The organism is Luteolibacter flavescens (assembly GCF_025950085.1).
Lineage (GTDB): Bacteria > Verrucomicrobiota > Verrucomicrobiia > Verrucomicrobiales > Akkermansiaceae > Haloferula > Haloferula flavescens.
In genome coordinates this window covers 237,838-260,483 of the sequence record NZ_JAPDDS010000007.1, presented here as the reverse complement: position 1 = coordinate 260,483, position 22,646 = coordinate 237,838, and the positions used below count along the sequence as shown (strand labels likewise).

The 22,646-nt window shown below is 63.6% G+C and carries 24 protein-coding genes; 13 read left to right on the top strand and 11 right to left on the bottom strand.

Going from position 1 to position 22,646, the window contains the following annotated elements; all coding sequences use genetic code 11:
* Window positions 1-57 precede the first annotated feature (57 nt).
* Complete coding sequence (gene nagB / locus OKA04_RS14620; protein ID WP_264501925.1) at window positions 58-807, top strand: glucosamine-6-phosphate deaminase; 750 nt, start codon at window positions 58-60, stop codon at window positions 805-807.
* Window positions 808-846: 39 nt separating this feature from the next.
* Window positions 847-1,197, top strand: coding sequence for a hypothetical protein (locus OKA04_RS14615; RefSeq protein ID WP_264501924.1), 351 nt, complete (start codon window positions 847-849; stop codon window positions 1,195-1,197).
* Window positions 1,198-1,209: 12 nt separating this feature from the next.
* Here OKA04_RS14615 and OKA04_RS14610 read toward each other — a convergent pair whose 3' ends face one another.
* Window positions 1,210-1,488 carry a TFIIB-type zinc ribbon-containing protein gene (locus OKA04_RS14610; protein WP_264501923.1) on the bottom strand — a complete coding sequence of 93 codons (279 nt, stop codon included), beginning with the start codon at window positions 1,486-1,488 and terminating at the stop codon, window positions 1,210-1,212.
* Window positions 1,489-1,586: 98 nt separating this feature from the next.
* On the opposite strand from OKA04_RS14610, the gene OKA04_RS14605 reads away from it, so the two are divergent.
* On the top strand, window positions 1,587-2,549 hold the full coding sequence (locus OKA04_RS14605; protein WP_264501922.1) for a diacylglycerol/lipid kinase family protein: 963 nt from the start codon (window positions 1,587-1,589) through the stop codon (window positions 2,547-2,549).
* Window positions 2,546-3,214: a SanA/YdcF family protein gene (locus OKA04_RS14600; RefSeq protein WP_264501921.1), complete on the top strand. Its 669-nt coding sequence runs from the start codon at window positions 2,546-2,548 to the stop codon at window positions 3,212-3,214. The genes OKA04_RS14605 and OKA04_RS14600 overlap by 4 nt, the downstream gene beginning before the upstream one ends.
* A 78-nt stretch (window positions 3,215-3,292) precedes the next feature.
* On the opposite strand, the gene OKA04_RS14595 is transcribed toward OKA04_RS14600, so the two are convergent.
* On the bottom strand, window positions 3,293-5,527 hold the full coding sequence (locus tag OKA04_RS14595; protein WP_264501920.1) for a hypothetical protein: 2,235 nt from the start codon (window positions 5,525-5,527) through the stop codon (window positions 3,293-3,295).
* Between the two features lie 154 nt (window positions 5,528-5,681).
* Here OKA04_RS14595 and OKA04_RS14590 point away from each other — a divergent pair, with 154 nt between their 5' ends.
* Window positions 5,682-7,481 carry an alpha-amylase family glycosyl hydrolase gene (locus tag OKA04_RS14590; RefSeq protein ID WP_264501919.1) on the top strand — a complete coding sequence of 600 codons (1,800 nt, stop codon included), beginning with the start codon at window positions 5,682-5,684 and terminating at the stop codon, window positions 7,479-7,481.
* Between the two features lie 7 nt (window positions 7,482-7,488).
* On the opposite strand, the gene OKA04_RS14585 is transcribed toward OKA04_RS14590, so the two are convergent.
* The 3 genes from OKA04_RS14585 to OKA04_RS14575 form a co-directional block, all read right to left on the bottom strand.
* Window positions 7,489-8,535, bottom strand: a complete 1,047-nt coding sequence (locus OKA04_RS14585; protein WP_264501918.1) for an endonuclease/exonuclease/phosphatase family protein — start codon at window positions 8,533-8,535, stop codon at window positions 7,489-7,491.
* A 7-nt stretch (window positions 8,536-8,542) separates the two neighbouring features.
* Window positions 8,543-8,779, bottom strand: a complete 237-nt coding sequence (locus tag OKA04_RS14580; RefSeq protein ID WP_264501917.1) for a Sec-independent protein translocase subunit TatA/TatB — start codon at window positions 8,777-8,779, stop codon at window positions 8,543-8,545.
* A 166-nt stretch (window positions 8,780-8,945) separates the two neighbouring features.
* Window positions 8,946-9,503, bottom strand: a complete 558-nt coding sequence (locus tag OKA04_RS14575; RefSeq protein WP_264501916.1) for a hypothetical protein — start codon at window positions 9,501-9,503, stop codon at window positions 8,946-8,948.
* 35 nt (window positions 9,504-9,538) lie between these two features.
* Between OKA04_RS14575 and hrpB the strand changes: the two genes are divergently transcribed.
* Window positions 9,539-12,130: an ATP-dependent helicase HrpB gene (gene hrpB, locus OKA04_RS14570; protein WP_264501915.1), complete on the top strand. Its 2,592-nt coding sequence runs from the start codon at window positions 9,539-9,541 to the stop codon at window positions 12,128-12,130.
* 26 nt (window positions 12,131-12,156) lie between these two features.
* On the top strand, window positions 12,157-12,708 hold the full coding sequence (locus OKA04_RS14565) for a zinc metallopeptidase (RefSeq protein WP_264501914.1): 552 nt from the start codon (window positions 12,157-12,159) through the stop codon (window positions 12,706-12,708).
* Between the two features lies 1 nt (window position 12,709).
* Here OKA04_RS14565 and OKA04_RS14560 read toward each other — a convergent pair whose 3' ends face one another.
* Window positions 12,710-14,431, bottom strand: a complete 1,722-nt coding sequence (locus OKA04_RS14560) for an ABC transporter ATP-binding protein/permease (protein ID WP_264501913.1) — start codon at window positions 14,429-14,431, stop codon at window positions 12,710-12,712.
* A 225-nt stretch (window positions 14,432-14,656) separates the two neighbouring features.
* Between OKA04_RS14560 and OKA04_RS14555 the strand changes: the two genes are divergently transcribed.
* Window positions 14,657-15,850: a zinc-binding metallopeptidase family protein gene (locus OKA04_RS14555; protein ID WP_264501912.1), complete on the top strand. Its 1,194-nt coding sequence runs from the start codon at window positions 14,657-14,659 to the stop codon at window positions 15,848-15,850.
* Window positions 15,851-15,862: 12 nt separating this feature from the next.
* On the opposite strand, the gene OKA04_RS14550 is transcribed toward OKA04_RS14555, so the two are convergent.
* The 3 genes from OKA04_RS14550 to OKA04_RS14540 all read right to left on the bottom strand — a co-directional run bounded on the left by OKA04_RS14550 (window position 15,863) and on the right by OKA04_RS14540 (window position 18,269).
* Window positions 15,863-16,900, bottom strand: coding sequence for a LacI family DNA-binding transcriptional regulator (locus OKA04_RS14550; protein ID WP_264501911.1), 1,038 nt, complete (start codon window positions 16,898-16,900; stop codon window positions 15,863-15,865).
* Between the two features lie 101 nt (window positions 16,901-17,001).
* Complete coding sequence (locus tag OKA04_RS14545) at window positions 17,002-17,409, bottom strand: hypothetical protein (RefSeq protein ID WP_264501910.1); 408 nt, start codon at window positions 17,407-17,409, stop codon at window positions 17,002-17,004.
* An 11-nt stretch (window positions 17,410-17,420) separates the two neighbouring features.
* Window positions 17,421-18,269, bottom strand: a complete 849-nt coding sequence (locus OKA04_RS14540; RefSeq protein WP_264501909.1) for a TIGR02587 family membrane protein — start codon at window positions 18,267-18,269, stop codon at window positions 17,421-17,423.
* Window positions 18,270-18,406: 137 nt separating this feature from the next.
* Between OKA04_RS14540 and OKA04_RS14535 the strand changes: the two genes are divergently transcribed.
* Entirely contained in the window at window positions 18,407-18,658 is a 252-nt protein-coding gene (locus OKA04_RS14535; RefSeq protein WP_264501908.1) for a hypothetical protein, read from the top strand.
* A gap of 65 nt (window positions 18,659-18,723) precedes the next feature.
* Here OKA04_RS14535 and OKA04_RS14530 read toward each other — a convergent pair whose 3' ends face one another.
* Window positions 18,724-19,161 (bottom strand): DUF2383 domain-containing protein, encoded by a 438-nt coding sequence (locus tag OKA04_RS14530; RefSeq protein ID WP_264501907.1) that lies wholly within the window; start codon window positions 19,159-19,161, stop codon window positions 18,724-18,726.
* Between the two features lie 216 nt (window positions 19,162-19,377).
* On the opposite strand from OKA04_RS14530, the gene OKA04_RS14525 reads away from it, so the two are divergent.
* Window positions 19,378-20,583 (top strand): PQQ-dependent sugar dehydrogenase, encoded by a 1,206-nt coding sequence (locus OKA04_RS14525; protein ID WP_264501906.1) that lies wholly within the window; start codon window positions 19,378-19,380, stop codon window positions 20,581-20,583.
* Here OKA04_RS14525 and OKA04_RS24830 read toward each other — a convergent pair.
* Window positions 20,575-20,814: a metallothionein gene (locus OKA04_RS24830; RefSeq protein ID WP_498049455.1), complete on the bottom strand. Its 240-nt coding sequence runs from the start codon at window positions 20,812-20,814 to the stop codon at window positions 20,575-20,577. The genes OKA04_RS14525 and OKA04_RS24830 overlap by 9 nt on opposite strands.
* Between OKA04_RS24830 and OKA04_RS14520 the strand changes: the two genes are divergently transcribed.
* Genes OKA04_RS14520 through OKA04_RS24755 form a run of 3 tightly spaced genes read left to right on the top strand, consistent with a single transcriptional unit; the run spans window position 20,707 to window position 22,612 of the window.
* Window positions 20,707-22,032: a DNA topoisomerase IB gene (locus tag OKA04_RS14520; protein WP_264501905.1), complete on the top strand. Its 1,326-nt coding sequence runs from the start codon at window positions 20,707-20,709 to the stop codon at window positions 22,030-22,032. The genes OKA04_RS24830 and OKA04_RS14520 overlap by 108 nt on opposite strands.
* Entirely contained in the window at window positions 22,029-22,319 is a 291-nt protein-coding gene (locus OKA04_RS14515; RefSeq protein ID WP_264501904.1) for a hypothetical protein, read from the top strand. The genes OKA04_RS14520 and OKA04_RS14515 overlap by 4 nt, the downstream gene beginning before the upstream one ends.
* On the top strand, window positions 22,319-22,612 hold the full coding sequence (locus tag OKA04_RS24755) for a DUF1737 domain-containing protein (RefSeq protein ID WP_425503681.1): 294 nt from the start codon (window positions 22,319-22,321) through the stop codon (window positions 22,610-22,612). Before OKA04_RS14515 ends, OKA04_RS24755 begins: the two co-directional genes overlap by 1 nt.
* Window positions 22,613-22,646: the final 34 nt, after the last annotated feature.

The following is a 22,646-nucleotide window of genomic DNA, read 5'->3' as shown; positions in this document are numbered from 1 at the left end:
CGCTTTTGCGACCCGTTTCATTTTGACAATGGACTCACCTGCCGCCACTTCCGCCGCATGACCCAATCCTCTCCCGCCCGCGTTTTCGCAGACCGTGCCGAAGCCTGCCGCATCCTTGCGGCGGAGCTCGCCGAGTTGGTCGCGTCGATCAACGCATCCGGGAGACCCGCAGTGCTGGGGTTGGCGACGGGCCGCACTCCCCTGCCCTTTTACGCCGAGCTGATCCGACTCCACCGCGCCGGTCAGTTGTCATTTGCAAATGTGGTGACCTTCAACTTGGACGAATATCTCGGCCTGTCGGCGGATCATCCGGAAAGCTACCATGCCTTCATGCGTCGGGAGCTCTTCGGCCATGTGGATATCCCCGCGGAAAATATCCACATCCCGGATGGCACGGTGACGGATATCCCCGCCCACTGCGCCGCCTATGAAAAGACGATCCGCGACGCGGGCGGCATCGACTTCCAGCTCCTCGGGATCGGGCGCACCGGTCACATCGGCTTCAATGAACCGGGCTCGCCACGCGACAGCCGCACGCGAAGGGTCGAGCTGGATCCAATCACCCGGCAGGACGCCGCACCGGCCTTCGGCGGACTGGAAAACGTGCCGACGCACGCGATCTCGATGGGCTGCGGCACCATTCTGGAGGCGCGGAAGATCGCGCTGCTGGCATGGGGCGAAGCCAAGGCCGCGATTGTGAACGAGGCCCTCTCAGGCCCCGTCACCGATCAGGTGAGCGCGTCATTCCTGCAGCAGCATCCGGATGCGACCTTTTACGTCGATGCCGATGCGGGTGCCCGACTGTGATTGACGGGACCGGTGCCGGATTGGGAGTCTCGGACCGTCATGAAACCTTTCCAGTTGCTCGCCGTCCTCGCCGGAGTCTTCGCGCTTTCCTCCTGCATCCCGCAGGGACCGGGATACTACCCGCCCTCCGCCGGACCGGGACCTGGTCCACGCCCCGGCCCCGGACCGCGTCCCATCCCGGGCCCGCCGGTCCCCGGACCGCCGATGGGTGGCGGCGGCCTGCAAGCCGAGCGCGACAAGGCCTATCAGCAGGGCTGGAGCATCGGCCGCCGCGACGCCCTGCAGCACAAGCAGGCGAACTTCATGATCTACAGCAACTTCTACAACTCTGCCACTAAGAAGGACTTCGGTGCGGGATACATGAATGCCTACCGGCGCTTCCACCGCTGAGGCGGACAAGGCTCACATGCCGGTGAAGTAGGGATTGATCCCGTGCTGCTGGCGCGCCCGGCGGCGGCGCTCTTCCCGTTCCTCGTCCTCCTGCTCCTTCGCCACGGCCCGGCGGGCGTCGATCTCGTGAATCTCCGCCTTCATCTCGTCGATCTCGTGGTCGGAGAAACGCACGCCGTCCGGCAGGATGCCGCCGCAATGCCCGCACCGGGCGTGCTGGCGGCTGTAGAGGAGACGCTGGCAGTGGGGGCAATTCATCGCACCCGGAGATACGCCGTCGGGTGAAGTCATCTTGCTTTCATCATGGCAGCCCGCGGGGGTGATGAAACTTCCCGCCGGTGCCACGATTTCTAGTTTGGCATTTCGCCAGTCCCGGCTTCATTCGGCTCGTGAAGGGCCCTCGTCGGTATCCGCTCATTTTCAACCCCAAGGCCCGCAGCCAGAAAGGCCGCCGCGCCCTGCGATTCCTCATGGATCATGCGACGCGCTTCGCGCTGCATGCGACCCGTAGTGCCGAGGAGGCACGCGAGCTCGCCGCGATGTTCGCCCGTCATGGCGAGCCCGTGGTGATCGCGGCCGGCGGCGACGGGACGCTGAATGCCGTGGTGCAGGGCCTCGCAGGCTCGCAGACCGCGCTCGGGGTGCTGCCCGCCGGGACCATGAATGTCTTCGCCCGCGAGCTGGGCATCCCCTTCGACAATCTCGCGCGGGCCTTCGAGGTCATCGAGGAAGGCCGTATCCAGGAGATCGACCTTTTCGAGGCGAATGGCACGCCCTTCGTCCAGATGGCCGGGGTGGGCTTCGACGCGATGGTCATCGAGGAGACGACCTGGGAGAGCAAGAAGATGCTCGGCCCTCTCGCCTACCTGCTGGCCGCGGTGAAGGTGCTCGGCGAGACGCCCCCGCGCATGATGGTGACCTGCGACGATGGCACGCAGGAGGAAGGCGTGGCCGTGCTGGCGGGCAATGGCTCGCTCTACGGCGGCCAGTTCAAGCTCTTCCACAAAGCCGACAACCGCGACAGCATGCTCGACGTGCTCGTCTTCAAGGAGGCGGGCTACAAGCTGGTGACGGATTCCCTGCGCGGGATCGCCCTCGGAAATCTCGATCAGGCGGGCTCCACCGTGACCTACCTGCAGGCGCACTCGCTGCGCGTCACCGCGGACCGCGAGGTGCCGGTACAGGTTGATGGCGAGCTGGTGGGACGGTGCCGGGAGGTCGCCTTTGGCAATCAGGATCCGGGACGCCTGCGAGTGCTGGCACCCGAGGAGCCGATCGGCAGCCGCTTCGTGGAGGCGGTGAAGTCGATGGTCTCGTGGACGAAATGGAAGCCGCAGGACCAGAAGTCGTGAGCAAGGGCACCACGCCTCTCAAGCGCTGGCTGAAACGGACCGTGCTCGCCACGGGTGCCCTCGGTGTCCTTGGCGCAGGATTCGTCGGTTGGGCGAATTTCGCCGCGGTGAATGCCGGTCGCGACAAACTCTACAACGACGTGGCGCAGGTGCCGGCGGGCAAGGTCGCGCTGGTCTTCGGGACCGATGACCGCACCCAAGGACGGGAGAACCTGTATTTCCGCTACCGCATCGATGCCGCGGAGAAGCTGTGGAAGGCAGGCAAGGTCCGGCTGCTGCTTGTCTCCGGCGACAACCGCCAGAAGCACTACAACGAGCCGGAGAAGATGAAGGCCGCGCTGATCAAACGCGGCGTTCCGCAGGACCGGATCGTGTGCGACTACGCGGGCCTGCGAACGCTGGATTCTGTGGTGCGGGCGAAGGAAATCTTTGGCGTGGACGACGTCGTCTTCGTCTCCCAGCGCTTCCACAACGAGCGCGCGGCGTATCTGGCGAAGGCCAACGGGATCGCCTACTGCGGCTTCAACGCCCAGGACGTGGCGACGAAAGGCGGGCTGAAAACGAAGGTCCGCGAGGTGGGCGCACGGGTGAAGATGTGGCTGGACGTGCGGGTGCTGGGCACCCGGCCGCGGCACCTCGGCGACAAGGTCCCGCTGCCGGAATAACGCCGGCTCCCAAAACGAAGAAGGCCTCCCGCAATGGGGAGGCCTTCGTGAGATCGGAAGTCTGTCCGGGACGGTCGATCAGCGGACCTTGAAGTGCACCGAGTTGCGGAGCTTGCCGCCTTCGATGCTCTCGCTGATGCTGAGGCTGTCGAATTCCTCGAAGGCTTCGAGGCCCTTCTTGATGCGCGGGAGCTCTTCCTTGAAGGCAGCGAACTTGTCCGGATCGCCGAAAGCGACCTCGCCGTGGGCTTCAAGGAGGTTCACCCAGTCACCGGTGAACTTGCGCAGCGTGTCGAAGTCCAGCTCCAGCCAGGCGCCCTTGCGCTCGCCTTCGGCCGCCTTGTCGGCAGCACCTGCGAGTTCCAGCGCCTGGAGCTTCGAGGTGGAAGCCACGAACCACTTGTCGCTGACGGTCACGGACGGGAGGAAGTCGTCATTGAAGAAAGGCATCGAGAAGAACCATGTCTTGAAGTCGTCCTTCTCCGACGACATCGGCTTCTGCATCGGGATGTCCTCACCGGCCATCTCGCTGACGGTCTTGAAGATGTTCTTCATCGAGCCATCCAGCTTGCTCCAGCCTTCCTGCAGCTTCGCGCGGTCGGTGACCGGCGAGATGAGGGAGGCGCGGACGAAGCGGCCATTGTCCACGATTTCCTGCGGGACATTCGGCACGGGTGGCACGGTGCCCTTGAGATCCACGACCAGTGCGGACTCGTTGCCGAGGCCGTCGCCTGCGACCGAAAGAGCGTCCCAGAGGGCGATCGTGTCGGTGCGGAACTTCTCATTGAAGAGCGCGAAACCCTGCTGGAACTGGGCGAAGTCCTCGGCATCCTCGGAGCCTTCCATGTTCAGGCCGGAGACCTTCTCGGCGATGGCATAGGCAGTTTCCACCAGCGCTTCGCCGTATTCACCGGCGCGCTTGGAGTATTCCGCATCGGCCACCCAGTTGCCGAAGAGCAGCACGTCATCGGACGAGCCGAGATTCGCGAGCTTGTGGGTCGCGGTGTGATCCACCGAGCCGCGGTTGACGCCGCCGAAGAACTCGAACTTCACGCCTTCCTCCAGCACGACGAGACCGCCGAGCGTGTCGGACTTCGCCAGGGAGATCAGCGCGTCTTCCTTCTCGCCGACGAGTTCCAGCAGCGAGGCCAGCTCGCGGGTGTCGCCGAGGCCCTCGGCACCGGCGAGACCGTCGCGGATGCCCAGCGCCATGTCCTTCAGGCTGCCGGACACACCGGCCTTCACCACGCCCTGCTCCCCGTAGAGGAAGCCGGCGAGCTTCTTGCCCTGATAGCCGTCCACGAAGGAGATCGAGTCATTCGCGGCAAGCGAGTCCTCCACCTTGTCCGCCAGCGGGCAGAGTTCCTCGTTGTCGCCGACGAAGATCATCAGGTAGTCGCCGAGGGCCGCCTGGGCGATGGCGAGATTCTTGGTCTTGAGGGTGGCGAGCAGGCGATCCACGTCGGCAGGCTCGAGGGTCTCCTCCATGTCCGCGCGGTTTTGCTCCATCTGCTCGGCGAGGAAGCTTCCGGCCAGCTTGTAGCCCTTGAAGGTAGCTCCGCCCTTGGTGAATTCCAGCGGTGCAGCACCTTCACCGAGCATGCTCGGCAGGTTTTCCAGACCGGAGACGATCTGCTCCTGGGCCATGTCCAGCGACTCCTTGTCCTGGGCCTTGATGCCGACCAGCAGCGGCGGCATGACGGCGGCTTCCACGAGCGCCATCTCCTTGCCGATCTCCTTGGCCATTTCCATCATCGCGCCTTCGCTGGCGCTATCCATTCCGGAGAAATCGCCCTCCTTCGCACCGGCGGCGAAGGCCTGCGCGAGCACGCGCATCTGGTAGTAGTTGCTGCGCTGGCCGAGCTTCGTGAGGTTCTCGACCTGCGGGCCGGTGCCCTTGCCGCTGGCGAAGAACACTTCCTGGCCGAGGAACTTGCCCGCCTCGGTCGCGCCGTCGGTCATCTCGGCCTCGAGGTCGGTGCCGTCTTCCTTGGCGAGTTCATTGATGAAGCCCCAGCTCTTCAGGGACTTCATGCGGGAAACGATGTCCTTGCCGTCATACACGGCCAGAACGGCCTCGGTGTCCTTTGCAAGATGGCCGACGATGCCGAGCATGGCGGCACGCTCGCCGGGGGTGAGGGCTTTCACCGCGGGAGCGGCAGGAGTTTCGACGGGGGCTTCAGGTTTCGCGGCGGGGGCGGTGGCGACCTCTCCGGGAGCTGCCGGGGCGGCAGGCTTGGCCTTCTCCTCGCAGGAGGCGAGGACGAGGGCCGACACGGGAAGGACGGTGAACCAAGGACGAAATGCTTTCATGGCTCGCGAATGCTACGGGAAACCACGAAGGCCGGGCAATTCCAAACCGGGACGGATTACGGAATCCACTGGGGCTCAATCCCCCGCCCGCCGGAAAACCCGCGCCGGATCGTTGTCGTTTGTGGCGGGCGTCCTGCTTTGTATGCTCCCCCGAGTGACCAACGCCGAACGCCCCGTAATCTACCAACTCCTGCCGCGGTTGTTTGGAAACACCTGCGAAACCCGGAAAACCAACGGCACTCTGGAGGAAAACGGCTGCGGGAAATTCCGCGACCTGGACGCTGCGGCGCTGGAGGCGATCCGGTCCATGGGCTTCACCCACATATGGCTGACCGGCGTGCTGGAGCAGGCCAGCGGCACCGCCTACCCGTGCCGGGCCGCCGATGAGCCGGATATCCTGAAAGGCATCGCCGGGAGCCCCTATGCGATCAGGGACTACTTCGACGTGTGCCCGGACTACGCGCTCGATCCCGTGAACCGGCTGGCGGAGTTCCGGGAACTGCTGGGCCGCTGCCGCGATCACGGGCTGAAGGTCATCATCGACTTCGTGCCGAACCACGTCGCCCGCTCGTATCAGTCGGACGTGCGGCCGGAGGAGTCCTTCGGAAACGGGGACGACAAGGACGCCTTCTTCGCCCGGGACAACCATTTCTACTACCTCCACCGAGACCACCCCGGCGGCGGCCCGCCATTGAAACTGCCGACCGCACACCTGCCCGGATGCAGCGGACTCTTCGCGCCCGAGACGGACTTCGGACGGGTAACGGGAAACAACGTTATCTCGTGGTCGCCCTCGATCAACGACTGGTATGAGACGGTGAAGCTGAACTACGGCCACGACTTCACCACAGGCCGTGATACCTCCCATCTCCCAAGACCTGAAGCATCGCCTGAAGAGGTGCCGAAGACCTGGCGGACGATGGATGCGATCCTCGCCTACTGGCAGGAGATGGGAGTGGATGGATTCCGCGCGGACATGGCGCACATGATCCCGATGGAATTCTGGCGCTGGGCGGTCAGACGCGCGCGTGACCGCAAGGCGGACGTATTTTTCTCCGCGGAAGCCTACGACAATGACCCGGCCAAGCTGACGGACGGGCACGTGCTGGATGAATTGCTGAAGGCTGGCTTTGACGCGGTTTACGACGACCCGGCCTACGACGCGCTCGAAGCTCTCTACGACTCCGGCAAGTGGGCGAATGACCTGGATGGCCTGACCTTCACCGGCGAGCGCTTTCACCGGTCGCTGCGCTATGCGGAGAATCACGACGAGGTGCGGCTCGCGAGTCCGAAGGAATGGGGTGGACTGGGGATGCATGTGGGCAGGCCGGTGACCGCCGTTCTCTTCGGCATGGGTCGCGGGGCGCTGATGATTTACTCGGGCCAGGAGGTCGGCGAACCCGCCGCGGGATCGGAGGGCTTCAGCGGCGACAATGCCCGCACGACGATCTTCGACTACTGGTCGATGCCCGAATTCACGAAATGGGTGAATGGCGGGAAATTCGACGGCGGGCGGCTGAGCGACGAGCAGAAGGCGCTGCGCGATTGGTATGGAGCGCTGATCCGGCTGATGAAGGAGCCAGCCTTCACCACGGGCGAATTCTACGGGCTGAACCACGCCAACAAGGAGAATCCCGGCTATGGCAGGCTGGACGGCGAGACCACCAGCGGCCACTGGCTCTACAGCTACCTGCGACAGGACAAGGCGACCGGGCAGAGCTTCCTCGTCGTGGCAAATTTCAATGGCTGGCACGCGATCGAAGGCGCGACGCTACGTCTGCCAGAAAACGCGCTGGAGTGGCTGGGCGTGACGGAGGCCGGTCAGCTTGGTTTCGCAGACCGGCTCGGTTCGGGGTGGGAGACATCGTTCGCAACCGCCCCCCTGCCCCATGACGGCTTGCCGCTGCCGAGGCTCGATCCGCTCAGCTCGCTGGTGATCGAGGTCAGCCGGTGAGCTTCCGTCATTTCAGGATGACCAGCAGCGGGCGGTGGTCACTCGCGCGCGAGACCTCGGGGCCGTCGATGATGCGGCAGTCGTCCCACTTCACGGACTTCCGCAGCGCATCGCTGACCATCACGTAGTCGATGCGCGTGTAGGTGTCCTGATAGTCCCAGAAGTGGGTCCAGGATTCGCCCTGCGAGTCCTTCAGCGAGATCATCTGCAGGGTGGCCCGGCCATTCCCCGATCCGCGGACGGTGCGCACGGCGGGGCTGTTGCGGGTGTCATTGAAATCGCCGTAAACGACCAATCGCGCGGCGGGATCCTCGTGAAGGATGCCATCGAGCTTCATCCGCAGCAGGTGCGCCTCGCCGAGCCGCATGCCCTCTTGGTCCCCGTCCTGTGTCTCGCGCTTCGACTTCAGGTGGACACCGAGGAATCGATAGGCACCCGAAGGCGTCTCGATGGAAGCGTCTAGGATGCCGCGCTGCATGCCGTATTCCTTCCCCTTTGAGCGGTAGGTGAGGCCGTCGTGAGCGACGCTCCGGGCAATGGGAAAACGGGATAGGAGAACAAGGTTCCGGACCGGGTCCGCGCCGCGATTCAGGTGAAAATGCGGCATCGGATGCCCCGCTTTCTCCAAATGCGTCTGGAGGTCCCGCACATCTTCCTCCGTGCCGATCTCGGAGACGCCCAGAATATCGGGCTGCGCACCGGCCAGGACGCTGGCGACGGCGAGGCGCTCCTTTTCCGGCTTTGGCCGACCCGGCTGGGCCTTGCCAGCCACGTAGCGCTCCATGGTCAGCCAGTTTTCCACGTTGAAGACGACGAAGCGGATCGTGCCCGCCTCGACTGCCGGAATCGTGGAGGCAGTCGTGCCGGAATTTTCCGCCGTCGGAGCAGGCTTCGGGGCGGAGACAGGCTTCGCAGGGACATCCGCACCGGGAGGCTGGGCCAGAGCCGCCCAATCCCCGGTCTGGTCCTTCTTTTCGCAGCCTGCCAGCGACAACAAAAACGCCCCGAGTATCCCCGGGGCGGTCTTTGAAAAGAAGTGCGCGTGAAATCTCACGCCGGAATCATGCCTTGTCGCGGGCTTCCTTGCCAGACGCTTCCTTGATGCGGACTTCGTCTTCGGAGCGCGTGATCTCGTGCTCGAATTCCTCGCGGGCCTTCTTGAACTCACCCATGCTCTTGCCGAGGCCGCGTGCGAGTTCCGGGATCTTCTTCGCTCCAAAGAGCAGGAGGACGATCACGAAAATGATCATCATTTCTTGTCCGCCGAGGTTGCCGATAAAGCCGAGCACCGTGTTCATGAGATTTAGCGTAGGCCCCTCATGGGCCCCTTGCAATGGGAATAACGGTGCGTAACGGCCCCGTCGTTCAACGATTTCGTCCTACAAAAGTGGGAGATTCAGGGGTGTGCGAGAGTGTTTTGAGATTTAGCCGAGCCTTCCCTCCAGCTTTTCTGGTCCGCCCACCTCAGTCACCGTCAGATTTAATCCCGGCAGGTGCCGGAAGAGCCGGACCTTGGATCTTTGGCTTCGCAAACCGTGCGGCAGGGAATTTCAGGCCGCCAAGGGCAATTGGGGTGCGCTCGATCATTGATTTCTCTTTCACCTCAACAACATCCCCCGACTGCAGGATGAAACTCCAGGCCATGTCCTGATCCTTCTCGAAATCAAAAATGAAGTCTTCGGCAGACTTACCGGGCGCATGCTTCCGTCTCACTTGAATTCGGCACGAGGCCAGATTCCGTTTGCCATTCACCTCGTATTCCGCGCGAATGATACCCCCGATTCTTTCCACAAAAGCTCCCAAACTCTCTTTCTCAACAATGGAATGCGTCCCAACTTCTTGGTAATGCAAGGACCCCCCTAAAAAGACGGTTTCGCCTGCAGGGACTGGCAGCGTCACGCAGCATGCCACCGCGATTGATGGAATCATTCCGGGGGTAAATCTCACTTCGCGATGATGCCAAGTTAAACCAAGATCCGCAGCCAAAATAGACACTCCATTATTTTCACTCCGATTGGCCATTCCCAAGTTCCGCGTCCCCCGCTATCGCACGTGGCGTGCGATTGCCGGTTCATGAAATCGAGGCCGACCTGAAAGCCGCCGTGGCCCGCGGCGAGCGAGACCGCTTGCTGCTGAAGGCACCGACGGGCTCCGGCAAATCGACGGCCGTGCCCGGAATGCTGATGGATTCGGGCATCCCGGGAAAAATCCTCGTGATCGAGCCCCGGCGCATGGCCGCCAGGCTGCTCGCCGGGTGGGTGGCCAAGCTTCGCGGATCGCGCCTCGGTGGCGAAGTCGGTTATGCTGTCCGCTTTGACACGAACTACGGGCGTGATACCCGGCTGATTTACATGACGGACGGGGTTTTCCAGCGCTGGCTGCAGGAAGACCCGGAGCTCAGGGACGTCGGGGCGGTCGTTTTCGACGAATTCCACGAGCGCCGCCTGGCCGTCGATGTGGCGCTCGGGCGTTGTCTGGATGTCCAAGAGTCCACCCGCCCTGACCTGCGCGTGCTTGTGATGTCCGCGACGCTGGAGACCCGGGGTCTCGCCGACTACCTCGCGCCCGCGCAGATGCTGGAGGCCGGTGGCCGGACCTTCCCCATCGAGGTCGCGTATCGCGCCGAGCGGCCGAAGGTGACCGATCGCCGCGGCGGACCACCGCAGGAGACGCCCGTGTGGGAACGCATCGCCGCGGTGTGCAAGGAGGCCCTCGCGATGCCGGATCCCGGCGACGTCTTGTGCTTCCTGCCCGGCATGCACGAGATCCGGAAGACGGTTGAGACGCTGGAGAACTCCTCCTTCGCCCGCGGGCACGATATTTTCCCGCTGCACGGCGGTCTGCCCCCTGCAGCGCAGGAGGCGGCGGTATCGCCGGGCAAGCGACCGAAGATCATCGTCTCCACGAATGTCGCGGAAACCTCGCTGACCATCGAAGGCGTGCGCACGGTGATCGATGCGGGTCTTGCCCGCGAGGCGAGCTTCGATCCGCGGCGTGGGATCGACACTCTGCTGGTGCGAAAGATTTCCCGGGCCTCCGCCGAGCAGCGCGCTGGACGTGCCGGCCGGACAGGACCGGGCCGGGCCTTCCGCCTGTGGAGCGAGAGCGAGCATGCGCGGCGCGAGGCATTTGACGCGCCGGAAGTGCGCCGCGTGGACCTGGCGGAAACGGTGCTGCTGCTGAAGGCCGCAGGCGCCGGCGACGTGCGTGACTTCCGCTGGCTGGATGCGCCGCTGGAGGAAAGCCTGCTGCGCGCGGAGACGCTGCTCCAGGACCTCGGCGCGATTGATTCCCACGGCGACCTGACCGCTGAAGGCCGGGCGATGGCCGCGCTGCCGCTGGAGCCCCGCTACTCGCGGCTGATGCTGGCGGGTGTTGAGCAGGGCTGCGTGGCAGAGATGGCATTCATCGCCGCGGCGGTGCAGGGCGAAGGCATCTTCGTGAACAAGCGCGGCGGGATCGGCAGGAAGGATTTCGTCTTCAAGGAAGACACCAGCGACTTCGAGGCGGAGTGGCGGGCCTTCGACTCGGCGGCGGGGATGGATTTCCACCCGCAGCGTTGCGCGCCGCTGGGCATCCATGGCCGCGGCGCGCGCGAGGTGGCACAGGGATTTGACCGGCTGCGGAAGCTGGCGCTCCAGCGCGGATGGCCGTGGGAAGAGGTCGATTTCGCGAAGCACCGCGAGGCGGTCGGCCGTGCGATGCTGGCAGCCTTCAGCGACCGGCTGGCGGTGCGCTTCGGCGAGGCGACGCTCGCCTGCCGGGTGGTTCACAAGCGGAAGGGCAAACTGGATGACGACAGCGCGGCGAAGCACGCCGTGGCATTCGTCGCGTCCGAGATCACCGAGGTGGAAGGCCGCGACGTGACCGTACAGCTCCGTCGCGCAACGGCGGTCGATCCCGCTTGGCTGAAGGAACTCTTCCCCGACGACTTCACCCTCAGCGACGGCGCTGCCTACGATGAACCTCGTAGAAGGGTCGTCTCACGGAAGGAGACGCGATTCCGCGATCTGGTGCTGGAGGCGAAGGAAAGCGACCACGGCATCAATCTGGATGCCGCGGCGGAGATCCTCGCCGCCCGCGTTCTCTCCGGCGAGCTGGTGCTGAAGAATTGGGACGCCGCGGTGGACCAGTGGTGCACGCGGCTCGATAGCTTGGGCAAGTGGATGCCGGATCTGGAACTGCCGGGATGGTCCGACGAGGACCGGGCGGCAGCGGTGGCGCAGATCTGCCATGGTGCCGTGAGCTACAAGGACATCAAGGAGCGCGACGTGTGGCCCGTGCTGCGCGAATGGCTGAGCTATTCGCAACGCGGGGCACTCGATTCTTACGCGCCCGAACGCATCTCCCTGCCCAATGGCCAGAGCGCGAAGGTGACCTACGAGCCCGGCAAGGACCCGTGGATCGCCTTGCGCGTGCGCGATCTTTTCGGCGTGTGGCAGACACCGATGATCGCGGGTGGACGCGTGCCGCTGCTGGTCCATATTTGCGCACCGAACCACCGCCCGTGGCAGATGACCAAGGATCTCGCCAGCTTCTGGGCAAGCGGCTACAAGCAGATGAAGAAAGACATCGCGGGCCGCTACCCGAAGCATCCATGGCCCGACGACCCGAAGGCATGGCTTGCCGAAGGTGGCCAGAAGCGCTGATATCAATTCCTGCTCTCTAACAAGTCGTGTGGAAGATCCTGCTCATCCTCTCCCTGATCCCGCTCGTCGGCGCCGGGTTCGGCCGGCATTGGTTCTGGACGCGGATCCGCATGAAGGGACTGCGCCGGGACTGCGGGCTCACCGTGCGTGAGTTGCGGGAAAAGCTGGGGCTGCCACCGGGACGCGGTCGCCGGGGCATGGAGACCCATGCGGCAGCTCTGGGAAATGCCCTGCGCGAGTGCGGGCTGGCCCTGCTGGAGAAAGAGGGCAACACCATGGCGAAGGCCCGGGTGAAAGGTGCTTTCCTCACGAAGGCACTGCCAGCTCTGGTGATGATGATCGCGGTGTTCGCGATCCTTTCGAAACGGGTGTCTGCCGGTTGGGCGATCTCGGGCGCGGTGGCCACGGTAGCCTTCTGGACTCTGTTGCGGCTGACCGGACTACCCATCGAGCTGCGGGCCGCGGCCAGAGGAGCCGAAGCACTCAAGGCCAGCCGCGCGGTGAAGCGGGTGTCGGATGAAGACGAGATCGTCCGCTGTGCGAAGGCCAGCGTGTGGAGCACTGTGTGGCCCTTTTAACTCATCCTCCCGATGTTGCATCCGGAGTAATGACCCTCTCCCGCCAACTCCACGTGGCGTCCGGATGAATCTCCAGCACGGCATCGTAATCGCTCTCCGAGGTCTTGCCATTGCCGAAGACGACCGCCGCAACCCCGCGGCGCGAGATCACCTGCCGGACCCGGCGGAACTCCTCCGCATCGAGAGCGGCATCGAGGTGATCCAGCAGGATGAAGTCCGGCTTCGTCAGCAGCGCGCGAGCCACGGCGAGGAGCTGCCCCTCGGCGAGATTCAGCTCGTCGTCCCATTGACGCGAGGTGTCGAAGTCACGCTCACTCGACCCCGGGACCACGAGCCCCAGGTCATCCAAAATCGCGAGGATCTCGTGGTCGGCGATTGCCGGGAGATCCGGCGGCGTGAGGAATTCCCGCAGCGATCCCGCCGGCAAGTACGGCCGCTCTAGTACGAATGCCAGCTTCTCCTTGGGCGGCCGGTGGATGCTGCCGCTGCCCGCATCGTGCAGGCCTGCCGTGGCATGGAACAAGGCGGCTTTCGCCGCGGGATTCGGCCCGGTGATAAGGACGCTGTGCTTGCCGTCGAAGGTGACATCGAGATCGGCGAGCAGGATGCGATCGTCCTTCTCCGACGCCTTCAGGGAGAGCTTTGAAAACACGATGCGGTCCGCATCCATGCTGCATCCCAGGCATGAGCGCGAATTGCGGAGTGCGGCACTCTCCGAAGCGTCCATCAGTTCGCTGAGGCGGGTGACCACCGAGGCGTAGGACGAGATGGACTGGAATTGCGTGATGATGAGCGAGAAGGCTCCGACAAGCGTCGCAAAGGCCATCGTCGCCTGGCCGATGACGCCGAACTCCACGCCCCCGGCGATGAACATCGGAGCGACGAACAATGCCGGGATGAGCTGGATCATGTAGTTGTAGCCATTCGTGAAGAAATTCAGGTTACGGTTCACCGCCACGATCTTGCGGTAGTTCAGGACGAGCTGGTCGATGCGGGCACCGAGCCTTTCCTTCATACGTGCCTCGTCGCGGGTGAAGGCGAGGCCTTCCGCCTCCTGATGCACGGAGATGAGCTCGGAGCGGAAGTCCGCCTCGCGGTCCGCCTGCTGGTAGTTCAGCCGGATCAGCGGACGCCCGAGCAGGATCGTGAGCCCCGAGCCGATGGCCGCATAGAGCACCGCCACGCCGAAGAGGATCGGACTGATGGACCACAGCACGCCCGAGAAGGAGATCGCAGTGAAGGTGCCATTCAGGATCATCAGCAGGAAGGACAGCGACGTCGTGGTCAGCGAGCGGATGTCCTCCGTCATCCGCTGGTCGGGATTCGTGATCGAGCCGGTCTGCTTGATGTGAAGATAGATGTGCTGGTTCAGGTAGCCGCGCACCACCCGCTGCGTCTGCCACTCCCGCCAGAGCAGCGCCAGGCGCTCCTCGCAATAGCGGAAGAACACGGCGACCACCGTGGACGCCGCGAAGACCCCCACATAGCGCCACGCGTGAAGGGCGAAGCCAGCGCTGTCCCGACGCTCGATGGCCGAGAAAAAATCGCGGCCGACGTAGCTGTTCAGCACGTTCATGCCATTGATGACGAGCATCAGGATCAGCAGTCCCAGCAAGAGGAACCACGCCTTCCCACGCATCCGCTTCGAGCGGAGGAATGCCCACACGACGCGGCCGAGGCGACGCAGGATCTCGCGGGTGACGGCGGGCTTCTTCTCGGGCATGGCTTGGGTCCGGTCGGCGGGATCGGTCTAACGGAGCGGGCCGTCGGTCATCTTGGAGTTAAGCATCCCCGGCCGCGTCCGGAAGCACAATCCCGGGCACGCGCCAGCGAAGGATGTGCGTGCCCCGTGAAATACTTCCCTTTCCGATTTCGCGACTTCCGCTAGATTCGGCGGGATGCCGGGCCCGCAGCCCGTCCACCCTCCCCTTGCATTCACCCGCTCCCGATGAAGACCCTCGCTGAAAATATCGCCACCCGGCTCACGGAGGGCTGGCGCACCGCAGACCTGCCCCGCCGTGGCCGCACCTACCGATGCTCTTGCGGACGCCCGGTTTTCTTCCGGAACAGCGTGTGCCTCGCCTGTGGATCGATGCTCGGATACGAGCCGGAGCGTGTGGACATGCGCGCCCTGCTACCCGGCACCATCGCGGGGACATGGACGCTGGCGGGCGACGAGGCCCCGGCGCAGGCCTACCGGCGATGCGCGAATCTCGACTCGCCAGCAGGCTGCAATTGGCTGCTTCCCTCCGAGCATGCCTCCGACCTCTGCATCTCCTGCCGCCTGAACCGCACCATCCCGAATCTCGCCGATCCGGACAGCGGGCGCTATTGGCGGTCCATCGAAAATGCCAAGCGCCGCCTCGTTTCGCAGCTCCTGGCCATCGGCCTACCGGTGAAATCGAAGGTCGAGGAAGATCCGGAGAGCGGCATGATGTTCGATCTCCTGCGCACGCCACCCGGAGGCCCGCACATCCTGACCAGCCACGGCAACGGGCTCATCACCATCAATGTCGAGGAAGCCGACGACTCCATCCGTGAGCGCATCCGTCATGAGATGCACGAGCCGTATCGCACGCTTCTCGGCCACTTCCGTCACGAGATCGGCCACTACTACTGGGACAGGCTGGTCGCGGGCACGCCATGGCATGAGAAATTCCGCGCGCTCTTCGGTGACGAGCGGGACGACTACAATGCGGCGCTTCAGCGAAACTATCAGAACGGCCCGCCTGTCGATTGGCCGAACAACCACATCAGCGCCTACGCCTCCGTGCATCCGTGGGAGGACTGGGCCGAGTGCTTCGCCCACTACCTGCATCTGGTGGATAGCCTGGACACCGCACTCGGCTACGGGATGAGCGGCGATGACATCGAGGTGGAGATCGAGCCTTTCCAACTGGAAGATCTCTACGATCCCGAGGACGCGGATGCGAAGCGCCTGCTATCGCTGGTGAACTCCTGGATGGACCTCGTCACCGCGCTCAATGAGATCGCCCGGAGCATGGGTCAGCATGACTTCTATCCCTTCATCCTCTCGCGTCCCGTGCTGAAGAAGCTCCAATTCATCCAGCTCGTGGTGAAGGAAGCGCGCGATGCGACCGCAGCGGAAAACGGCACCACTCCCGAAGTGCATCTCATCTGACAGCACGAAGCTTCAGGTCGTCTGCCCGACGAGCAGGGTCGGGCGATAGGACACCGAAGGAATGTCCACGCCCTCGCGGAAAAGCTCGAAGGCCATCTCGGCGGCCTTCTTGCCCATCTCGTAGGCAGGGATCTGCATCGTGGTGAGACGCTGCCATGCGCAGAGGGAGGCGTAGTCGCCATTGAAGCTGGCGATCGCCAGTGAATCCGGGACGCGCACGCCGCGGTCATAAGCGGCCCGGCCGACGAGATTTGCCAAGTCATCATCGTAAGCAACCACGGCATCGAATCCGGAGATCACTTCCCAATCCTCCGCGGACATCTCCACGTCGAAACCGACGATGGCCTTGATCGTGACCGGGTGGCAAGTAGCGGGGAGCTTCGCCTTCCGCATCGCCTTGCGATAGCCATTCTCGCGATCCACCGCGCTGTGATGCATCAGCTTCACCGGCGGGCCGCCCTCGACATTCCGATGGAGGAAGCCGATGCGCTTGTAGCCCTTCTCGATGAGATGCCGGGTCAATTCACCCGCCGCCCATTCATCGTCCACATACACCGAATTCGTCTCGTGACGATCGTTGAGGAAGATCACCGGCAGACGGGACGCCTGCACCCGCTCGTAGATCTGGCGGGCGAGCTCGCTGTAGCTCTCGATGACGAGCGCATCCAGATTCCGCTCGCTGAAGACGGTCGGCATTGCCTGCGAGAGATCGGCGGTATCCACCTGCAGGCGGATCAGCGTGATGCGGGAACGCTGGCCCTCCGCAATATCATGCACCCCGGCGAGATACCCGGCAGGCGAATTGATGAAGAGGCCGGTCTTCGCGGCGAAGTAGCCGATGGTGTCGAAGCTGTTCGAGCGGATCGAGCGGGCTCCGGCATGCGGCTGGTAATTCAGCTCGGCGGCGACACGCTTCACGCGCTCGATGGTCTCCTGCTGGAGCTTGATATTCGACTTCGGGTGCGGTCGCAGCGCCTGGGAAACGGCGGCGGTGCTCAGGCCGGCGGCATGGGCAATGTCCTTGATCGTCGCTCTGCGTGATGGGGGCATGGGACCGGAACCCGTGAAACGGGCCGTAGTCACTAGATGCTTTTCGATGCGACCCAATGCAAGCAACAAAAGCCATATGGCAGTCATGCCGATCTGACCTGCTAGGGCTCGGCGAACCCGACCCCGGTGATCCGGACTTCGCCGGGAGAGACCGCGCCGGGGAATGACACCGTGCCACGGCGGGTCCCTTGGCGGGGGACGAAATCGAAGCGAACGCCGGACTGTTGCACCGCGTCGCCTTCCGTCCTGGTGACGGCGACATTCACCTCGCTCGCCGCGATGTCGCCGTGGTTCACGACTTCCACGGGGACAATCACGGTGCCGTCCTTGAATTCCATCTCGCCGATCTTGGCAGACAGCGCGGGAGGCCGATCCTGCCACCTGAGTGCCTCCACCGTGAGGACGGCGATCATCGCGATGACGAGCACGGATGAGAGTGCGAAGACGATCCACTCGAGCGGGTTCTTGCCGCGCTTGCGATCATCGGCGGGATGCTTCGTCTGGGACATGGGAACTGTTTTCAAGATTGGAGGAGAAGACGACCGGCCGAGGCTCCGAGGGAGGCGGGCACCCCGGCCACGACACACATGGCGAATGAGAGCGTCAGCGGCTGGCCATCGAAGCGACCGAAGAAATACAGGCAGCCCGCCGCAGCGATGAGGGCCACCGCGTAGGTCGTGACGATTCCACGGACGTGCTCGACGCGGGTCTCCTTCCTCACATGACGGTCGGCACCGTGCATGCCGGAGTAGGTGAGAGTCCAAGCGGCCCCGAGCATGGACACGACGGCGAGCAGCAGTATGCGCGAGGGAGGACTGTCCATCGCGATGACCATGATTTCCTCGGTGGCCGCGACATTCGCCGCGAAGAGAACAGCGCCACACAGGGCAATGCCGACTTGCGGGAGATACTGCCCCTCCTCGCCGCCATCCGGGCTGCCCATGCCCTCGTCATCATGCTCCCCACCGCCGAGTTGGGAAGTCCCGACCGAGACCCCGATCGCGACGGTCATCGCTTCCATCACCACCTTGCCCGTGACCTCGTAGGTCCCGCTCGCGGTGTCGAGTTGACCGGTCAGCCACAAGACGACTGCGGCGATCACTAGCCCGAGACCCATCTCCTCCACCGAGTCGATTGCCACCTCGCGGAAAGTCGCATCACGGCGCAATCCGGCGAAGCGATTATAAAGGAGCAGCAGTGCGAAAGTCGCGATGACGTAGAGCAAGATGCGCCATGGATCGAGCAGGAAGCCCGACCACCACACCTCCATCGTGTAGAGCAACGGCAGCGAAAAAATCAGTCCGCCCGCGATGCCACGCCCGTATTCAAGCAACGACGCGGAAACGGTGCGGTAGTGGCTGAATTCCATGCAAGGCGGGGTGCTTCTCCCCTAGCTTTCACCAGCACGTCGCGACCCACTCAGAACGACGGAACACCATCTGCTGGAATACCTGTGCAAGCAACCCAAGCCATGCTCCCCGGAGACACCTCTCACTCCATACCAAGATGAACACGGACCCAACAAGCAATGGAAGCTGCCGCATCGCCCGCGAGGACTGCGAAGTCGGCGACTGGATCGAAGCGAGCCACGTGCCCGAGTGGAGCACGGGAAAACTCTCCCACGTCTTCCGCCGCGAGCGGATCACCATTTCACCCCAGGAGGGTGATATGGGCGGCATGATTCCCGCCAGGCCGCAGGAGTGGACATTCCTGGCCGACCGGATCAATGGACGGCTGGTGTGGGTCCGCGAGCAATGAATCTCATGGAACGAAAAAAGGCCGGTCCGCACGTGGCGGACCGGCCTCTTTCGCGTGTGTGAGAATCACTTCGCGCGCAGGCGATCAAGCGCGGCGATGTGCTCGGAAAGCGGAGGGAGGAGCTGCTGGCGGATCACCACCTTCACCTCTTCCATTACGTCGCGGTTGCGGAGAGCCTTTTCATACTCGTCGATGCCGTGTTCTTCACCCTGCTGGAGGGCGGCGAGAGCGGGCGATTCGCCGAGCATCTTGGCGGTGCCTTCCACTGCCTTAGCAAAGGTGCCCCAAGCACCTGAATCGGTGGCCGCGGCGGCTCCCATGTCATTCAGGTGCTCGCGAAGAAGTGCGGCGCTCGCATCGTGCTCATTTCGGATGGCGCGGAGGGCGGAGCGTTCGATCTCGCTGTCAAATTTCTCGATGGCCTGGTCGTAGGTCTCGATGGCGGAGAGTTCTCCACGGAGGAGGCTATTGCAGACGTCGATACATTCGTGGGTAGCATTCATGAGTTCAGTCGGATTGTTGGCGGGGCCTTGTTGACCCCTGCCATAACTCAGCAATCGCGATACCGCTGTGAATCCCGCGCTGCTGCAATGCGTGCCTGCGCCGCACGTTTGCAAGGTGCGCATTCACCGCTGGCAATCTGCATTTGCCGAGCATCCGCAGACACGGACCGGGCCCGCATCCTTCATGGTGTGGAATCTGCGATCTGCATGACAGCCATGAAAGCGTCACTTGCAGCATCACTTGTTCTCGCGCTATCGCTCCATGCAGAGGAGGCGAAGGAGCCCGCCACCATCACCGGCAGCGTGAACCGCCCTCCCCTGGTCCCGGCGAGTGAAGAGCGCATGGCCTCGCTGAAAGTGGCGGATGGCTTCACCGTGACCGTGTTCGCCAAGGATCTCGGGAAGCCGCGAATGATGGCCGTCTCGCCGGAGGGCCGGGTTTACGTCACCCGCCGTGGCGAAGACGGCGACGTGATCATGTTGCAGGACAAGGATGGCGACGGCCTCGCCGAGGAGCCCATCACCGTCCTCAAGCTCCCCCACGTCCACGGCATCGCGATCCGCGAAGGCATCGCCTACCTAGCGGCGATCCGCGAGGTCCACACCGCGCAGATCCGCGAGGACGGCACCTTTGGCCCCCTTCAGAAGCTCTACACCGACCTGCCCGATGCCGGACAACACCCGAACCGAACCATCGGCTTCGGCCCGAGTGGTTCGCTCTATCTTTCCGTCGGCAGCACCTGCAACGCCGCACCGGAACCCAATCCTGAAAGCGCTACCATGCTGGAGCTACAGACCGACGGGAAGGGCCGCCGGATTCATGCCACCGGCCTGCGGAACACCATCGGCTTCGCCTGGCACCCCGAGACGCTGCGGATGTATGGTGTGGATCACGGCATCGATTGGCTCGGGGACGACTCGCAAGGCGAGGAGCTGAACGAGATCAAATCGGGGAAGAACTACGGTTGGCCCTTCGTGTTTGAGAACGGGAAACCGAATCCGGCGCGAGACCCGAAGGAAGACATCGGCAAAACATGGGAAGCGTATGCCAAGGAGTGCGAACCCAGCCTGATGACGCTCGATGCCCACAGCGCACCGATGGCGATGATCTTCCCCTCGGCAAAGCAATTCCCGGAGGACTTCCACGGCGACGCGCTGGTCACACTCCATGGCTCATGGAACCGCAGTGAACCGAGCGGCTACAAGGTGGTAAGGCTCCGCTTCAAAAACGGGGAGCCACAGGCATTCGAGGACTTCGTTACGGGCTTTTATCTGGAAGGCGACAAGGCGCACTTCGCGAGACCGTGTGGACTCGCGGAGTGGACCGATGGCACGATCCTCATGAGCGATGACAGCGGTGGAGTCATCTATCGGATCTGGCACTCGAAGGATGCGCTGAAGGAAGAGCCTGGATCAGACTGAGACCACCGTCGCCCCGGCATCATCAGCTTTGTCCGCATTGTCCGCATTGTCCACGATGCCTTCGGCACCTTGTTGCCGGGAGCAATGTCCACAGCAATAGATCACGCCCTCCGCCTCCACTCCGTGGCCGATGATACGGCAGTCGCAGTGGGGACAAGTTGGCGCAAGCATCTGGATCGCACATTCGAAACAGTCGAAGGTGAAGGTCTGACCATCGACGGAGACTTCGATGCACCTCTCGTATTGGTTGCCGCAGCATTCGCAGGTTTTCATGGTGGATCACCATTCGCAGCCTGCGTGCCGCCGTCACAGAAACTGGTGCGACGATTGCGAAGGAGAGCCATCATGGCGGGACTGATTTTCACGCACGATGGCATGCCGGGGTACCGCAGGGGCCGGGCGGGCCGTGGCTTTTCCTATCATCTGCCCGAGGGCACGCTGCTCCGCGACAAGCTGGAGCGCTCGCGTATCGCCTCGTTGGCCGTGCCGCCCGCCTACGAGGGTGTGTGGATTTGCATGGCGGAGAATGGCCATCTGCAAGCGACCGGACTCGACCAAAGGGGCCGCAAGCAGTACCGCTATCACCCGGAGTGGCACCGTCTGGCAGGCGACCGGAAATTCATGCACCTGACCGACTTCGCGAAGGCCCTCCCCAGCATCCGGCGAAGGGTGCGCGCCGCGCTTGATGGGGACTCACTGGATCGGGACCGCATCATCGCCGGCATCGTCACCCTGCTGGACCAGACGGGCTTTCGCATCGGCAACCACCGCTATGTCCGGGAGAATCGAAGCTTCGGACTAGCTTCACTCCTGACCCGCCATGTCCGGGAAACCGATGAGGGCTTGCAACTCCGCTTCAGGGGCAAGGCGGGAAAGGAGCATCGCACCCGCATCGACGATGCACGGGTGAGCGCACTGGTGGAGGAGCTGCAGGAGTTGCCCGGGCAGTATCTCTTTTGCCACCGGGTCGGGCGACGCTGGCGGCCGATCGAGTCCGGGGACGTGAACGATTGGCTGAAGGAGATCAGCGGCGGGGATTTCACAGCAAAGCAATTCCGAACCTGGCGTGCCACTGTGACTTGCGCACGAGAGCTTGGGCGCATGCCACCGCCCGAGTCGAAAACCGCAATCAGGAGGGCGGAGAACGTCGCGATACGCACCACGGCGGAGCGGTTGAATCACACACCTGCCACTTGCCGCAGCTATTACATCCATCCGGCCATTTTTCGCGCCTTCCGGAAAGGCGATCTTCACGGGCGCATGCAGGCTCGCCCGCCACTGCTGAGAAAGTCTGATGGGAGCGCATTCCTGCGTGCCGACGAGAGGCGCGTTCTCTCGGTCATCGAGGCGCATGAGCGACCGCCGAAACGGCCGAAAGGTGCGCGCCGTCCAAAGCTGGAATGCATCGTGCGAGAGGGAACGAAACAACCCCAACGCCCACGCAAATGACACCGATCGATCCTGTCCAGCCGGCATCCCCCGATCCCCGCAGTCCGATGGCCCCGCCCTACGTGGACGAGGACGCTAATGAGTCGATGGTCGAACAAGGCCTTGAAACCGCCGAGAACGAGGTCCGCGACATCGTGGCAGACTCCTACGAGGAAGGCGCGCTTGAATCATCCGAATCCTCGGAGCTCTTGGACGACATCGACTACGTAGAGGCCGAAGAAGACGAGGATGAAGCGCCGGAGCTGGACGCCATCCACGGCGACGCGAGCCCCGAGAACGACAAGTAATGGTCTTCGAGCAATACACTGTCGTCACCTCCGACGACCTCGGGAAATTCGAGGACCGGGTGAATCAGCTCCTCGGGGAGGGATGGGTGTTGAAAGGTGGCGTGGCCGTGTGTCCGACGACGCCGGCTTCAGATTCGACTCACGCACCGGATTCCTGTGTGCGCCTCCAGTGGAGTCAGGCGATGGCCCTGCCGTCTCGTCATGTGCCCTCGGCCCTGCAGGAGGAGGCAATGCCCCTGCCGCACGCGGCGGAGGACTGGCGGAAGGGGGAGCCCCCTCTTTCGGAATTGTAGGCTATCAAGCGAAGTCCTGCTTGGACACCGCGGC